The sequence below is a fragment of the Sphingobacterium sp. SGG-5 genome, from assembly GCF_011043525.1.
Taxonomy (GTDB): Bacteria; Bacteroidota; Bacteroidia; order Sphingobacteriales; family Sphingobacteriaceae; genus Sphingobacterium.
On the sequence record NZ_JAAKGO010000001.1, the window covers coordinates 384378 to 400707 of the forward strand.

General features: G+C 43.6%; 11 protein-coding genes. All 11 read left to right on the forward strand.

Features of this window, described 5'->3' with window-relative positions:
- Positions 1 to 113 precede the first annotated feature (113 nt).
- The gene (locus G5B30_RS01630) at positions 114 to 698 is read left to right on the forward strand and encodes an RNA polymerase sigma factor (RefSeq protein ID WP_165318205.1); all 585 of its coding nucleotides are present in this window, start codon (positions 114 to 116) and stop codon (positions 696 to 698) included.
- 87 nt (positions 699 to 785) lie between these two features.
- Complete coding sequence (locus G5B30_RS01635; protein ID WP_165318206.1) at positions 786 to 1982, forward strand: FecR family protein; 1197 nt, start codon at positions 786 to 788, stop codon at positions 1980 to 1982.
- 167 nt (positions 1983 to 2149) lie between these two features.
- Positions 2150 to 5602: a SusC/RagA family TonB-linked outer membrane protein gene (locus G5B30_RS01640; protein WP_240903063.1), complete on the forward strand. Its 3453-nt coding sequence runs from the start codon at positions 2150 to 2152 to the stop codon at positions 5600 to 5602.
- Between the two features lie 8 nt (positions 5603 to 5610).
- Entirely contained in the window at positions 5611 to 7170 is a 1560-nt protein-coding gene (locus tag G5B30_RS01645; protein ID WP_165318208.1) for a SusD/RagB family nutrient-binding outer membrane lipoprotein, read from the forward strand.
- 34 nt (positions 7171 to 7204) lie between these two features.
- Complete coding sequence (locus G5B30_RS01650; RefSeq protein WP_165318209.1) at positions 7205 to 8782, forward strand: DUF5689 domain-containing protein; 1578 nt, start codon at positions 7205 to 7207, stop codon at positions 8780 to 8782.
- 17 nt (positions 8783 to 8799) lie between these two features.
- Positions 8800 to 9672, forward strand: coding sequence for an endonuclease/exonuclease/phosphatase family protein (locus G5B30_RS01655; protein WP_165318210.1), 873 nt, complete (start codon positions 8800 to 8802; stop codon positions 9670 to 9672).
- A 16-nt stretch (positions 9673 to 9688) separates the two neighbouring features.
- Complete coding sequence (locus G5B30_RS01660) at positions 9689 to 10507, forward strand: endonuclease/exonuclease/phosphatase family protein (protein WP_165318211.1); 819 nt, start codon at positions 9689 to 9691, stop codon at positions 10505 to 10507.
- Between the two features lie 67 nt (positions 10508 to 10574).
- Complete coding sequence (locus G5B30_RS01665) at positions 10575 to 11819, forward strand: TonB-dependent receptor domain-containing protein (protein ID WP_410528437.1); 1245 nt, start codon at positions 10575 to 10577, stop codon at positions 11817 to 11819.
- Complete coding sequence (locus G5B30_RS01670; protein WP_165318213.1) at positions 11816 to 13012, forward strand: exo-alpha-sialidase; 1197 nt, start codon at positions 11816 to 11818, stop codon at positions 13010 to 13012. The genes G5B30_RS01665 and G5B30_RS01670 overlap by 4 nt, the downstream gene beginning before the upstream one ends.
- Positions 13013 to 13063: 51 nt before the next feature.
- Positions 13064 to 13612, forward strand: coding sequence for a DUF488 family protein (locus G5B30_RS01675; protein ID WP_165318214.1), 549 nt, complete (start codon positions 13064 to 13066; stop codon positions 13610 to 13612).
- Between the two features lie 139 nt (positions 13613 to 13751).
- Positions 13752 to 16274: a phosphocholine-specific phospholipase C gene (locus G5B30_RS01680; protein WP_165318215.1), complete on the forward strand. Its 2523-nt coding sequence runs from the start codon at positions 13752 to 13754 to the stop codon at positions 16272 to 16274.
- Positions 16275 to 16330: the final 56 nt, after the last annotated feature.

A 16330-nucleotide genomic window follows, 5' to 3' on the forward strand; every position in this document is an offset into this window, starting at 1 on the left:
AATCTTAAGAACCTAAAGAATGATATACCTTATAGATTATATTATTGTTAAGAATGCAATTGGTTGTATACAATTTATACCGATTACAGTAGCTTTGTAAAACAAAAGTTCGGATGAAAGATCCTCATTTGATATATGAACTACAACAGGGCAACGAAATTGCTTTGCGGACAGTTTTCAAATTGTACGGAAATTCATTGCTGTACCTTGCCCACCAACTCACCAAAAATAAGCAGACTGCAGAAGAGATCGTCAATGACATTTTTTTAAAAGTATGGGATCTGCGAGCCAACTTCGAAACACAATCTAAATTACAGGCATTCCTCTACATCGCAACAAAAAATGCATGTTATAACTTCCTCAAAAAACCCATCCAACAGCTTCGTATGGAGAATATCGAAGATCAATTTGATCTTATTTACCAAGATCAGGATATCTTCAAAACAATCATAAAAGCAGAACTATTTGAAAAAATTCTTCAAGAAGTCTCAAAATTGCCCGCCCGGCAACGCGAAATATTTTATATGACCTATGTAGAAGACTATACGGTAGAGGAGATATGTCAAAAACTTGCCCTTCACCCAAATGCGGTCTATGCGAATAAGTCAAGGGCATTGACTGCATTAAAAAATGCACTGCGGGTTTATGATCCTGATCTCAGCATTTCCACTATTATCTTGCTGCTCCTCCTGAAATAGTCAATTCTTCTAAAAAAGAAAAAATTCTCTGTAAGGTTTTCGGAAAAATACTGTTTCTATCATGTTTTGTACCACAAACGAATAAACATGAAGAATATTGATTCTATTGTAACCTTGCTCAAACAGTATATGGGAGGCGAAATCAGTCCCGCCAACAGTCCCGAATTGCAGCGCTTAATAGAACAATACCCCGTTATTATCGATATCATGAAAGAAGTTAAAGATGAGGAATCTCTTCGAAAATCTCTTTCTAACTATATCTTATATACTCAAAAAGAACTTCTCCAATTCGAAGACAGCATTATCGCACAGATACACGCTCGACATCCGTCTCCAGCTTCATATAGACAGACTGTACATAAAAGCTTATGGAAACCACTACTTACCGCAGCTGCCGCGATTATTTTTGTACTTCTTACAGGCTACTGGCTGTGGAATACGTCTCCTTCTTCCAACAGGGAGCATACCTCAGAAATGCACACCATAGCACCCGGCTCTAATCGGGCAACACTGACTTTCTCCGACGGCAAAACCATAGTACTGCAAGGTGATAAGTCGGGAATAAAAATCAACAATGACATTTCCTATCAAGATGGCACTATAGTTTTATCCGATCAACAGGAGAAGATAACAGACAGAAGCATGTTGCTGACTACACCGCGCGGAGGACAATATTTCGTCGAGCTATCTGACGGTAGTAAGGTATGGCTAAATGCCGAAAGTAGCCTCCAATATCCGGCAGAGTTTTCAGGTCCTACACGCGAGGTGAAACTCGTCGGAGAAGCTTACTTTGAAGTAAAGTCAAATGCAAAAAAACCATTTATCGTCACCACAAATACAGAACGGGTCCAAGTGCTAGGCACGCATTTTAATATCAACTCGTATTCTGATGTCGATCTTTCCCGTGTTACACTATCTGAGGGCAAAGTAAGGGTAGCCCCACTGGGTAACCGTACAAACACACAGATTCTGACACCAAATAGTCAAGCTGTTATAAAAGGTAATACGATTGAAAAAATAACTGTCAATGCGGACGAATATATCGCTTGGAAAAATGGCGAATTCATGTTCAACAATGAATCTTTATCCAGCGTCTTACAGAAGCTATCCCGCTGGTATGATTTTGATTACTCCATTGCTCCCGCTCTTCAGGATCTAAAAATATGGGGAAGTATCTCGAAATATGAAAATTTTGATAAGGTTTTACGAATCATCAAAATAACCGATAAAAAGATAAAACTAAATATTAAAGGAAAAAAAGTAATCATTATGGAAGACAAATAAACGACAATAAAAAAATCGAGGAAGTTGGCGCTCCCCCGATCGAAGGTAAATTTTCACAAAGTGTACTAATCTTTATTACAAACTTAACCCATCCAAAGTTAATGAAAAATTACATTATTCAATTTGGAAATGCGAGACGATTTCCATGGAGTAGAAGCCTAGTTATTATGAAACTCATCACACTCATTATTCTTATAGCTAGTCTGCAGGTTCATTCCAAAACAAATGCACAGAGTATCAACCTTGTCCGACAAAAAATAACACTTGTCGACGTATTCAGAGAATTGAAGAAACAGTCCAGCTACACGATTTTATGTAATTCTGATTTGCTGAATAGCGTCCCTAACTTACGTGTCAATCTGAAGCAGAAAACCTTACGGGAAGCATTGGATGTTATCCTCCCACCGCTGGGACTCACCTATCAGATCGAAGACAAAACGGTAGTGGTATATGAGATAACGCCATCAAAAAAAACACATCGTCCATCCACGACACCATCGAACGCCGTACAACAAACACAAGTCTCCGGTAAAGTAGTGGACAAAAATAATACACCTTTATATGGGGTCTCCATTAGCGAAAAAGGGGGATCTGTATTGACGACAACTAATGCAGATGGAGAATATACGGTCAATGTCAGCAATCGAGATGTGGAACTTGTATTTCGTGCTTTGGGTTTCCAAAGCATAACTATAGCAGTCAAAAATCGCAGAACCATCCAAATTGTCTTACAGGAAGATGTACAGGAGCTTCATGAAGTAGTGGTAACAGCTTTAGGAATCAAAAGAGAAGAAAAGGCATTGGGTTATGCTATTACCAAGATTGACAGTACCCAATTGACGGACGCTCCTTCAGGCAACTGGCTGGATGCATTATCAGGAAAAGTTCCTGGATTGAATATGATCCGCTCCAACGGTGGGCCGACAGGATCAAATAAAGTTATCTTACGTGGCGAAAATAATCTCACTGGAGAAAATGAAGCTCTGATCGTCGTGGATGGTGTGGTACTGAATACGAGCAGCGGTCGCAGAACAGCTACGGGGGGTGATGCAGCAGGCCCCACAGATGGGGTGCAGCCTACAGATTTTGGTAGCGGGATAAACGATCTGAACCCGGAAGATATCGAGAGCGTCACTGTTCTAAGAGGTCCAGGTGCTTCGGCACTATATGGACAACGTGGAGCCAATGGAGCAATTATCGTCACGACCAAATCCGGTAGCAGTAAGCGTAAAACCACCATACCGAGCATTACTTATACGTCCAACCTTTCGTTTGAAGAAGCTAATCGCTGGCCGGATTTACAATACGAGTATGGACAGGGACTGAATGGTGCAGCCACCTATACATATGGTACCAACAGTGGCACCAGCTTGACCTGGGGACCACGATTTAATGGGCAATCTTTTATCCAATATGATCCCGAAACGCAAAAAGCAGGAACAGAGCCCACAGCATGGATACCTTATACCAATCAGATCCGTGATTTTTTTGAAACAGGACAGACATTTACCAACTCGTTGAGTATAAATGGCAACGTTAAGAATACAAACTATAGACTGTCGGCAACACATGGCAAAAACAGTTGGATTATTCCCAATACAGGTTATGAGCGGACGCATATATCTTTGTCTGCCAATAGTAAAGTTACGTCCAAGCTGGATGTGTCCGTGAAAGCAAATTACACCAATAAATTCAGCAACAATTTGCCCGGAATGGGTTACGGCAACCAATCCGTCATGTATTGGTACGTATTCTGGGTACCGAATGGAGATATCAATTGGCTACGGAACTATTGGGTAAAAGATAAGGAATATGAGGAACTGCATGATATCTTTACAACGGCACCAGAAAATCCTTATGCTATATCGTATGAGTTTATCAACGGATCTAACCGCAATGGTATCACGGGTAATGTACAGGCAAACTACGCTTTCTCAAAAGAGTGGAATCTGCAACTACGAGCTACCTTAGACAAATCTAATGATGACAGACATCAGAAACGTCCATGGACAGCAGCTCGTCTACCCTTAGGCTCATATCGTACACAAGACATCAATATACGTGAGATTAGTGGAGATTTCTTACTGAGATACGATAAACAGATCAACGAAGATATACGGGTGACGGCCTCTATTGGAGGAAGTATGTTGAGCAATCGTTATTATAAGGACGAAAAAAGAGCAGATGGTCTGACCGAACCGAATGTCTATAGCTTTGACAATGCCGCTTATGATCTTGTTGTCATTCCAGACACTGCCCGCTTCAATATCAACAGTCTGTACGGGTTGTTCTCCGCTGGCTATAAAGATTACCTCTACTTGGATATAACAAGTAGACAGGATTGGAGCAGTATCCTTGCTACACCTACACGTAAAGATAATGTAGGCTTCTTTTATCCTTCAGCAAGTTTGAGTTTTGTGGCATCGGATTATTTCAAAATGCCGGAGGCATTTAATCTGGCCAAACTACGGTTGTCCTTGTCACAGACGGGTAGTGGTGGTACGACTCCCTATCTGACAGCTTATGCTTATCCCTTAGCAGCCAATGGCATTTACCCGGACGGCTCTTTACAGAATCCGACAATTTTGCCCAACCCTGATCTAAAACCCTTAAAAACAACCACTTTTGAAATCGGAACGGATATACGGATGTTTAAAAACCGCTTGGGATTGGATATTGCCTGGTACAGTGGCAACACCAAAAACCAGATACTGAACAGGATTATAGATCGTTCGTCCGGTTATACACGACAGATAATCAATGCAGGACAGATAGATAACACCGGATTGGAAATTGCGTTGAACGGGACTTTGGTCAAAACCAAAAATTTCAGGTGGAAAGCGTTCTCCACATTTTCTACCAATAAGAACAAAATCGTATCTATGGCCGATCAGGACAGCACGGTTATTCTCCGCACAGGTGCAGTCGGTGGAATGCAGATCGTTGCTAAGGTTGGCGGAAGTATGGGTGATATGTACGGTATCGGTTTCCAACGTTCACCGGATGGACAGGTCATCTACGATGCCACATCTGGTCTAGCGCAGATGACTACAGAACCTATCTATCTAGGTAATACCGTTCCCAGATACAGAGCCAGTATCGGGAGTGAATTCACATTCAAACAATTCCGCCTAAATGTTTTGTTTGACGGACAGCAAGGCGCTGTGGGACACTCCTATACCCACGGTCGTTTGGCAGATTTTGGCAAACTGACAGCTACATTACCCGGAAGGTATAGTGGTATTATCGGAAATGGGGTCGTACGAAATCTGGACGGCACTTTCAGTCCAAACACGACTATTACCAAAGATATTACTCCTTTTTACAATTATACGATGGGAACTGCCAATGGCGAGGGGGCTACCTATAAAACTGATTTCATCAAATTCAGGGAAGCAAGGTTAGATTATTCTTTACCAAAATCAGTCTTGGCTCCTCTCAAACTGTCAAGAGCAACTATCGGTATATATGGACGTAATCTCTTTATCTGGTCTACATGGCCGATGTTTGATCCAGAATTTGGGACATTGAGCGGTACAGACATTGTACAAGGGCTTGAAGTGGGACAGTTCCCTTCTACGCGTACATATGGTTTTAATTTAGTAGTAGGTTTTAAATGATCCAAAAAATGAAAAATATATTCACTGTTACATTAGCTGTATGGACTGCTTTGTATTTCACGTCCTGCACAAAAGATTTTGAGAAAATAAATACCGATCCTATCAGCATCACGAGTGCCGCACCAGAGAAATTGCTAGCTCCGGCATTGGTGAATATGTTAACCACCAATATGGTACGCAATCGTAATTTCAATAATGAACTTATGCAGGTCACAGTGACCATGAGCGAAGATGAAAATGCGGTGTTCAGATACGATTTTCGACCCAATATAGCCGATTATACCTGGAATGGTTGGTATTCTCAATTAACCAATTTTAGAGATATCTATGCAGTAGCTTCTACCGAAGAGTACCAAAATGACTCTTATAAGGGCATCGCTTTAATATGTGAGGCCTGGGGATTCTCGTTGCTGACAGATACTTATGGAGATGTACCTTTTTCTCAAGCCAATAAAGGAAACGAGGGGATAGTTGAACCTGCTTTTGATGCTCAAAAAGACATTTATATGGGCTTGTTCGACAAACTGGAAGAAGCCAATACGCTGTTGACCGGCAGTACTGCAAGCGTGGTGGAATCCAGTGACCCAATCTATAAGGGGGATGTGTCTTTGTGGCGCAAGTTTGGCAATAGCTTATACTTGAGGCTACTGCTCAGAGTATCGGGCAAGGCTGAAGTCTCGACAGATGTCATTGCCAAGATCGAAGAGATCATAGAAAGCAATCCGACTAAATATCCGACTTTTGCTTCCAATGATGAATCTGCTGTCCTAAAATGGGCAGGAGGTACGGTGACAACTAATCCCTTTACTAGTCCTTATGCGATACTATTACGGGAAATAGATTTCACCATTCCGTCACTATGCAATTTTTTCATTCTGAAACTGAGCAATTGGCATGACCCCCGGATCGAGATGTTGGCACCTTACGGGAATGGCACACGCAATAGACTTGGAGTTGCTCCCGGTTCGGGTGGTTTTATTGGTATAGAGAGCGGCTATGAGCCTGGTATGGCCGAACAGAAACAAGCTTATTTCTACGCCTTTGGCACTTCGGATTTTTCCCTCCATAAGAGCCCGCTTACGGGTATCCTTATGACGTATGCCGAGGTTGAGTTTATCAAGGCCGAAGCCGCGGCAAAGGATTGGATAAACAGTTCAGCTTCCGATCATTATTATCGGGGAATAGCCAATGCGATCCATTATTGGGTGCCTGCATTCACGACAGATATTGCCGACAACGAGTTTACCGATTATATTGATTATGCCAATATTGAATGGAACGATGCACTGCCATTGGATGCTCCTACGGGTGACAGTCAGATGGAGCGTCTACACATACAAAAGTACTATTGTCTTTTTATGACAGACTTTCAGCAATGGTTTGAGCACAGACGTACTGGCCATCCGATATTGCCGAAAGGAGATGGGTTACAAAATGGCAAAAAACTTCCTGTACGGCTTAATTATCCGATCTATGTGCAGTCAGCCAATTCAGTTAACTACAAAAAAGCCGTAGCCAATATGGGAGCCGACAATATTAACACCTTGGTTTGGTGGCAGAAACCTTAATGAATCGAATTTTATAAGTACAAAATATTGATATATGAATAGGTTAATAGTAAATATGATGTCGCTGTTTTTCGCCTTATTAATTTTAGGCTCGTGCGACCAAACAGGGAATTTTCCCGGAGCAGAAGTTAACCCAAATATAGCTATCTACGATTTGCGAAGCTTCTACAGAGGAACGGACTTTCCATTGACAGTAGAGTCCATGTTAGGAGCAAGAGGAATAACCGGATTAGTCATCTCTGATCATAGCGGCAAGAATTTACCCGCCGGTTTGCTGATGGTACAAGACAAAATGCGCCTTAACGAACTGCGCGGGATAGCTATTGATATCGGAGCCGATGCCACAAAGTATGTTCCCGGAGACTCGGTCACAGTGAATTTGGTAGGAGGAATATTAAAACGTGTGGACGGACTTCTGCAGGTAACAGGCTTGAATGGCACTGTGGTAACCAAAATAGCTTCGGGAAGACCGATAGCTGTCAATAGAATCCCAAGTAGCTATATCCTGGCAGATCCCGACAAATATGAAAGTACCGAGTTAGTTATTGTAAAAGGAGGATTTGACCCTATACCAGCGCCGACTGACACCTACAGCGGTGAAAGAGTTGTCAACGATGGTTTTGGCAATTTCATACTGCATACGGAATCAGGAGCAACTTTTGCCAATGAACCTCTGCCCGGTATGGCCAACTTCTTTGGAGTAGTGGCCTATACCATGGACAATGACGAGAATTATAAACCACATTTGCGAATCCGTAAGGCAGAGGACATTACAGTGCTAAGTTCTACTATTATCCGGGCACCTATTGTCATTTCGGGGTATATCGGTGATGTACAAGGTACCGATTTGGACGGTGAGTATATGCAATTTTTGGCAACACAGGATATCGATTTCTCGGTGACGCCGTTCTCGGTCGTTACACACAATACAAGTTCCGGCTATTCACCAACAGGGCCACCTTTAGATAGTTGGGCAACAGGAGGCACAACGGGAAAACGCGCCTACAAATTTGACCTGACTAGCGGTACGGTCAGTAAAGGAGAATATTTTTATGTCGGAAATTCGGCTAAGCTCATCAATGGCGTAGGTTCTACTTCGATCGCCGATGGCAAATGGATTGTATCCCGAAAAACAGGTTCGGTACCTGGCGATGGGATTGGAGCTGTAACCACCGACGTATTCCTCAATGGAGTCACTGCTTATACTGATGCAATCGCCGTATTCGAAGGGACCGTAGTAGATAAATTTTCCATTCCTATAGATGTTATCGTCAACGGCAGTGGGGGATCCATTTGGAATGCTGCACAACAAGCAGGATTGCGTATAGCTAATACAGACTGGTATGATATTATCAATCCAGTCACATTGGAAGAGCAGCCTTTTTATAAACAAGGATCCAATACTATCTGCTTGACACGGACAGGTAGAGGAGCAGGTCATTTTTATAAGCTGGGGGGAGAATACAATATACGTTTGGGTCGATGGGTCAAAGCCCGACAGGATAAGGTTATACTCCTAACATTGACCTCCACACGGAGCGAATTGGAGACAGAGTATCCCGTTGGAGGCGGAGAGACAGAGGGACTAGTCCCTACAAAAGTAGTAGAGTAGCAATTTTTAAAAAATTCATGAAATACTGTCTTTTTTCTTTGCTGATCATTCTCCTGACTAATCTTCTCGTTTCTGAAACTTATGCTCAGAAAAAACTGGATGACGCTGTAACGTTGGATATTATGACATTCAATATACGGATGAATTACCAGGACGATGGCGTCAACAATTGGCAATTTCGGCGGGAGTATATGACGGATCTGATTAAATGGTATCAACCCGATCTACTCGGCGCCGAAGAGGCCTATTACCCGCAATACAGCGATATGACGCGTTTGCTCACAGATTATGGCGCATTCGGCCCTATAGAAGGGAGGCAAGGTGCAGAGTCTGTTGCTGTCTTTTATCTAAAAAGTCGGCTGACATGCATTGATTCGGGAACATTCTGGCTTTCACAAACCCCAGATCAACAAAGTGTAGGTTGGGATGCAAATTTACGACGTACGGTCACCTGGGGTGCATTTGAGATAAAGGGCAGTGATCGTAAGGTCTATCTCTTCGTAACACACTTCGACCATAAAGGCAAAACAGCAAGAGAAGAAAGTGCCAAACTTCTGTTACAAAAAGTCCACGAAATCGCTGGGGATACTCAGGCCTTTATCGTTGGAGACTTTAACTTCCGTGAAGAGAGTATCTATTATAAGATACTCTCTTCAGGAAATGGAACTGATCGGAGGTTTTATGACACTAATAAGCTTGCCGAAAAATATTACGGTCCATCCTGGACACTCCATGATTTTGGCTTGATGTCCATAGAAAAAAGACCAAAAATTGATTATATCTTTACCAATAAAAAAATAAGGGTTACCCATTTTGTGAATATTTCGGAACAACGAGGCAACGTCTATCCGTCAGATCATAATCCACAAATGGCCACCGTTGAATTTTAAATTCTATCTTGATAAAATGACAAAATCTATTATCACACCCCTATTCCGCTTGATTGGCATCCTGTTCTTACTATTGAACACAGCATGTGGCACACAAAAAAGTAGCAGCTATGCTGCTAAAAATCAGGAATTCAATATACTGACCTACAACATCCACCACGCCAACCCTCCTTCAAAGCCAGATGTAATTGACATCGACGCGATTTGCGAAGTTATCCGTCAATCAGACGCCGATGTTGTTGCCCTTCAGGAAGTGGATGTACGAACAAACCGAAGTGGACATATCGACCAAGCTAAAGTCATCGCTCAAAAGGTCGATATGCATTACCATTTTTTTAAAGCCATAGACCATGACGGAGGCGAATATGGATTAGCTATTCTGAGCCGACTCCCTATCCGAAATCCGGAAACTATACCTCTGCCCCAGGTCGAAAAAGCAGAAGACCGCATCCTCGCCCTGCTACAAGTAAAAATCAACAATACATGGATCACTATCGCTAACACTCATTTAGATGCTACGCGATCACACAATAACAGGATTGCTCAGATGCAGTTCATTATGGATAAAACGGCGTCCATACATCAGCCGATTATACTCTGTGGCGACCTCAATAGTAAGCCGACCTCCGAAGCTATTCGAATCTTAGATAAGTATTTCAAACGTACTTGTATAGACGACTGCCTACCCACTGTTCCTCAACACAAACCGAGGTCAACCATTGATTATATCGCAACAAAACATTTTCCATGGGAACAGAAAAGTATAGAAGTCATCCCCGAAACATATGCTTCCGACCACCGGCCAGTAAAGATCACCTTTAAGTGCATAAAATAGGTGCGGTGTCCACCTCTATCCAAACTGTTGCTTATACAGCTGTACCATATTCTCCAATACCAGCAGCATCTATGGCAATTTCCAAACCTATGATCACCCTTTTGGGTCCAGCATATATTACAACGGCTATCTCCAAGAAAACCTTTCCGGGTATGGAGGCCGGACAAAGTTTGTCTTTGCACCGACTTTGGGGACAATCAAGAGCCGCTTTAGTTTAGGTGGAGAATACCAATACCAAAACCAGCTGGGAAATACCTTTACCATTATTAACGATCAGCCCGGAACATGGCCGGAGCCCGGCGACCTCTATCAGAATGATATCGTAAAATCCACCTCGAATATGCTCTTTGCACAAGCTGAGTTTGACCTACCGGCCAAAACCTTCTTAACAATAGGCGCAAGCTATATGCGTTTAAAATACGATATCCTCGATCTATATAAAGATCCTGCTCATGTCGATTATTCTGGACTTCTTCAATTTCCCGACAAAATCTCCCCCCGCATCGGGTTAGTTAAACTTATCAATGATCATATCGCAGTACACGGTAGTTTGAGTTCCGGCTATTCTCCCCCACCTGTTTGGGAAATCAACAATTACGACGGCACACTCAATAAGGATATCAAACCCGAAGATGGGCTGAATTACGAAGCCGGCATCCGTGGCGATTTTCTACACAAGCGATTCAATTTTGATATTACTGCCTATCAGATGTATTTGAAAAACGCTATTGTCCCCGTTGCACAGCCCAACGGCACCATGGCCTATAAAAATGCAGGATTAACCAGTCAGCAGGGCATAGAAGCCTTTCTCTCTTTCCTTGTCCTCAACCATCCCGAAAAAGCCATTTCATTGCTAAAACCCTGGGTAAGTTATACGTACAACAATTATATCTTCAAGGATTACGAGACACAATCTTTCGACTGGGGTTCCTCTTCGGTAATCACTGTCGATCATTCTGGCAATCACGTGACCGGCGTAGTACCCCATAGCCTTTCGGCCGGCGTTGACCTGCACACCCGCTATGGCCTTTATTTCAATACGCTTTTGTATTACTACGACAGGATACCTTTGAACGATGCCAACACCTATTATTCCGATAGCTATACCTTATTGAATATGAAGTTAGGTTGCAGAAAGGATATCAAACGCTGTCGGGTCGATATTTTCGGCGGCATAAACAATATGACAGACACGAATTACAGTTCGCTGCTGCTCTATAATGCCGATGCTAACGGATCCCCTCAATTTTACAACCCATCTGCCGGTGTCAATTATTATGGGGGATTGTCCTTGACTTATAATCTTAAATGATGACAAAAACACTTTTTATATACGCATTGAGTATTACTCTGCTACAAGGATGCCACAACAACCGTTCGGAAGATCAACATATTACTCCTACACTGCTTTCTTCGGCGGATCAAAAAGCATCCTGCGTCTACCTGACCGCGGATGAAAACAACAGTCCTATTGCCAGCTGGTGCGAAACCAGTCGGGAAGGAAAAAAATCGTTCTATCTCGCTTTTTTTGATACTTTGGCAGGACAATTCTCTACTCCTATCCCTGTTCCCATTCCGCAAAACACCAACATACACGAGGAAGGTATGCCCAAGATTGCTGTCAAACGCAACGGCACCCTTCTGGCGCTCTATGAAACTACTGTCCCCACTCCCACAAATCAGTGGGCGGGGGCAGTGTGCTATATACAATCTGTGGACCGTGGAGAAACCTGGTCGGAGCCCCATTATGTCCATGCCGATACAAGTGCTGGCAAAGAACGGTCCTTTACAGCATTGACACGGCTGAGCAATGGGGAAATTGGGGCCTGTTGGCTCGACACTCCGGTAGGTGTCCACTCGATGGGCAGGCCAGTCAAATTTGCAGCAACGTCGGGAGATCAGGGCTTCCAGAACGAAGTCCTGATTGACTCCTCCGCCTGTGAATGTTGCCGGACAGCGATCAGCAGCGATGCCGATGGACATATCGCTGTCCTATACCGAGACATCACGGTCGACAATATCCGGGATATCGCCGTTAGCCGGTCGATCGACAATGGCCAGTCTTTCGCTACCCCTATCGCTTTCAGTAACGACGGATGGCAAGTGAGTGGCTGTCCCCATAATGGCCCTTCAGTGGCACAAACCGCCGGTGCAACCTATGCCACCTGGTTTACCGGCGGGGCAGAAAGTGGTGTATATTATGGTACATTGGATGCCAGCGATCAAGCCACTCATCGCGAACGTATCAGTGCCGATGGTCGTCACATACAGTTGGCGTTATTGCCAAATGGTGATCGCGTACTGGTGTACAACGAAACGGTGTCGGGCGACAACTCTTTGCATAGCAAAATCGTCGTCCGCAAAATCGGAGATACACAGGAGTCCACCTGGGATGTTACCTCTTCAAAGGCACAGGCTGCCTATCCTGTAGTCACAGCTTTAGGAAGGGATACAATCATTGTGGCGTGGACAGATCAAGGGAAGGTGTGGTATTTGAAATATTAATTGACCCCTATCGTAAAAAATTGTATATTGACACGTATATCCTCGCGGTACATGCATATACCCAACGAACATACCTTATATACCATAGGCCATTCTACGCATCGTTTGGATGAATTTATCGCTATGCTACAATCTTTCGGAATCAAAACAGTAGCAGATATACGGAGGTTTCCGGGTTCACGAAAGTTTCCACAGTTTGATAAAGAAAATCTGGAAGCAGCATTACAAGAAAGCGGCATACAGTATCTACACTTGAGAGAACTTGGTGGTCGAAGAAATGTGCAAAAAGACTCTAAAAATACCCGCTGGCGCAATGCTTCTTTCCGCGGTTATGCCGATTATATGGAAACCGAAGAATTTGTGCATGGTATCACTTTGTTAGAAGCCTCCGCCGTGAAATCACCAACAGCATATATGTGTTCCGAAGCTGTATGGTGGCGTTGCCACCGTGCGTTAATATCCGACTACCTGAAAGCCAAAGGATGGACGGTGCTGCATATCATGGGGATAGGTAAAGCGGAAGAACATCCTTATACATCGCCGGCAATCGTGACCAGCGACGGGGTATCGTATGCTGAAGAAGATCTGTTTAAGCCATAAAACGTAAATCATCATGAGCAAGAAATTTAAAATAGGCGACAAGTAAAAATTCCAATACAAAACAAAAAGTTAAGCGGCATCCTACGCAAAATCCATTCAAAAAATTTAACTTGTTGGGTACAACTTTTATTACAAACAAATGGATACCCGCAGAGATTTCATCAGGAAGACCATCCTTCTATCCGGTGCTACCGGAATGGTCAACGTCGTCCCCGCATCAATAAAAAAGGCTATGGCTATCGATCCCGATCCGGGGAGCACCTATTTAGATGCGGAGCACGTTGTTATCCTGATGCAGGAAAACAGATCGTTTGACCATGCCTTTGGAACGCTATCTGGGGTTCGGGGGTTTAACGACCCACGTGTATTCACGCTACCCGATAAAAAACCGGTATGGTTCCAGACCGACGCTTCAGGTAATACCTATGCACCTTTCCGACTAAATATTAAAGACAGTAAAATCACGTGGATGGGATCACTTCCACATTCACGTGCCAGCCAAGTGGATGCATACCACGACGGCAAATACGATAAGTGGCTACATGCCAAAAAATCGGGTAATAAAAAATATGCCCACATGCCTCTTACCTTAGGGCACTACAGCCGGGAGGATCTCCCTTTCAACTATGCGATGGCGGATGCCTTTACGATATGTGATCAGAATTTCTGCTCAGCCATGACAAGCACGACGCCAAACCGTTCTTTTTTCTGGACCGGAAAAATTACAAACACGGTAGACGGCATACCAAAAGCCAATATCCGTAACCCAGATTTTGCCTATGCCAAACAGACCTGGAAAACTTTTCCCGAGCTGTTGGAGGCCAATGGCATCAGTTGGAACTTCTATCAAAATGAATTGAGTTGCGGCGGTGGCTTTAAAAAGGAGGAACGCTCGTGGCTGGCCAATTTCGGCTGTAACCTGTTGGAGTTTTTCGCAGCTTACCAGGTCAAGTTTAGAGATCGCTACATCGCTAGTTTACAAAAGCGGGTAGATACACTTCCCGATCAGATTAATAAACTGCAGGAAGAAAGTCCTTCCAGCGAAGAACGGGCGAAAAAGGTTCAGGAGAGCATCCGGAGTAAACAACACGTACTCGACAATGCGCGGGCAGAATTGCAGAAATGGAACAAAACGAACTTTGACAAGCTAAGCGCTACGGATAAAAACTTATATCAACGCGCTTTTGTCACCAACCAAGCGGATCCTGACTACCGCAATCTGGACCAGCTGACCTATGGGAATCAAGGTACAGAACGCACCTTGGCTGTACCTAAAGGCGACCTGTTATATCAGTTTCGTGAAGACGTACAAAACGGAAAACTTCCGACCGTTTCCTGGCTGGCGAGCCCTCAAAACTTCTCCGATCATCCCAGTGCCCCTTGGTATGGCGCGTGGTATGTATCCGAAGTATTGGATATCCTGACCAAAAATCCCGAAGTATGGAAAAAAACCATCTTTATCGTGACCTACGATGAAAATGACGGCTACTATGATCACATCCCTCCTTTCTCTATTCCGGACAACAATAAGCCTGAAACAGGTAAATGCTCTGTCGGCATTGAAACCGAAGTGGAGCATGTACGCCTCAAACACGAACTCCAACATGGTGTACCAAAAAAGCAGGCCCGTGAAGCACCCATCGGGCTAGGGTTCCGTGTGCCTATGCTCATTGCTTCCCCTTGGAGCCGCGGCGGAAAAGTCTGTTCACAGGTTTTCGACCACACTTCTACATTGCAGTTTCTGGAAACATTTATCAACAAAAAGTATAAGAAGAACATTCATCTGGATAATATCAGTACCTGGCGACGAACCATCTGCGGTGACTTAACGTCCGCCTTTGCTCCTTTCAATCCCAAGAACGAAAAATTACCTTTTTTAGATCGTAATCAGGTTGTCGAAACCATCTACAACGCTAAATTTAAGGAAGAACCCGGAAATTTTAAGGCCATCAATGACACGGAAATCCAAAACGCAGTAAAAGCAGACTCCTTTGCCACACTGATGTCCCGGCAGGAACCAGGAAAGCGGCGCTCCTGTGCATTACCTTATCAGCTGGGCGTGTCCGGTAGTCTTCAGGCTGATAAATTCCGTATACGCATGCGGGCCGACCGATCATTATTCGGCAACGAGGCTGCAGGATCGCCTTTTACGGTATATACACCGGGTAGATATGCAGACGAAAAAGGGCACACTGACGTTTGTAGGAATTGGGCATTCGCAGTAAAAGCAGGGGATGAAATTCATTACGAGTGGCCGATAAAGGCTTTTGATAATGGCACATACCAACTGCGCGTACATGGGCCTAACGGGTTTTATCGGGAGTTTGAGGGTACTGCTCAAGACCCTCAGCTGCATATTGAGGTAGAACCAGAATTGAAACGGCTCACAAAATTGGCAACCGGTAATGCCAAGGTGATAGTTCGAAATAAAGGCAATAAGCCAGTACATATTGCCTTTCATGATGTTGGCTACAAAAAACAAAAAGCGTTCATCAAGGAAATTGCAGCGCACAGTAAGGAAGAGTTTGTTATTCCATTGGAAGACACTTTCGGTTGGTATGATTTCACAATTACTTCTCCCGATCAGGTAGCTTTCAAACAACATTTTGCCGGCCGAATAGAAACCGGTAAAGAAAGCTTTACAGATCCTTTGATCGGGTAGAGTAAATAGTTAGTAAATTAATGGCGCAATATTTGATGATTTGGAGTTTATTTATG

Coding starts and splice junctions, on each gene's coding strand:
- G5B30_RS01630 (WP_165318205.1), top strand. CDS start 114: ATGAAAGATCCTCATTTGATATATGAACTACAACAGGGCAACGAAATT.
- G5B30_RS01635 (WP_165318206.1), top strand. CDS start 786: ATGAAGAATATTGATTCTATTGTAACCTTGCTCAAACAGTATATGGGA.
- G5B30_RS01640 (WP_240903063.1), top strand. CDS start 2,150: ATGAAACTCATCACACTCATTATTCTTATAGCTAGTCTGCAGGTTCAT.
- G5B30_RS01645 (WP_165318208.1), top strand. CDS start 5,611: ATGAAAAATATATTCACTGTTACATTAGCTGTATGGACTGCTTTGTAT.
- G5B30_RS01650 (WP_165318209.1), top strand. CDS start 7,205: ATGAATAGGTTAATAGTAAATATGATGTCGCTGTTTTTCGCCTTATTA.
- G5B30_RS01655 (WP_165318210.1), top strand. CDS start 8,800: ATGAAATACTGTCTTTTTTCTTTGCTGATCATTCTCCTGACTAATCTT.
- G5B30_RS01660 (WP_165318211.1), top strand. CDS start 9,689: ATGACAAAATCTATTATCACACCCCTATTCCGCTTGATTGGCATCCTG.
- G5B30_RS01670 (WP_165318213.1), top strand. CDS start 11,816: ATGATGACAAAAACACTTTTTATATACGCATTGAGTATTACTCTGCTA.
- G5B30_RS01675 (WP_165318214.1), top strand. CDS start 13,064: ATGCATATACCCAACGAACATACCTTATATACCATAGGCCATTCTACG.
- G5B30_RS01680 (WP_165318215.1), top strand. CDS start 13,752: ATGGATACCCGCAGAGATTTCATCAGGAAGACCATCCTTCTATCCGGT.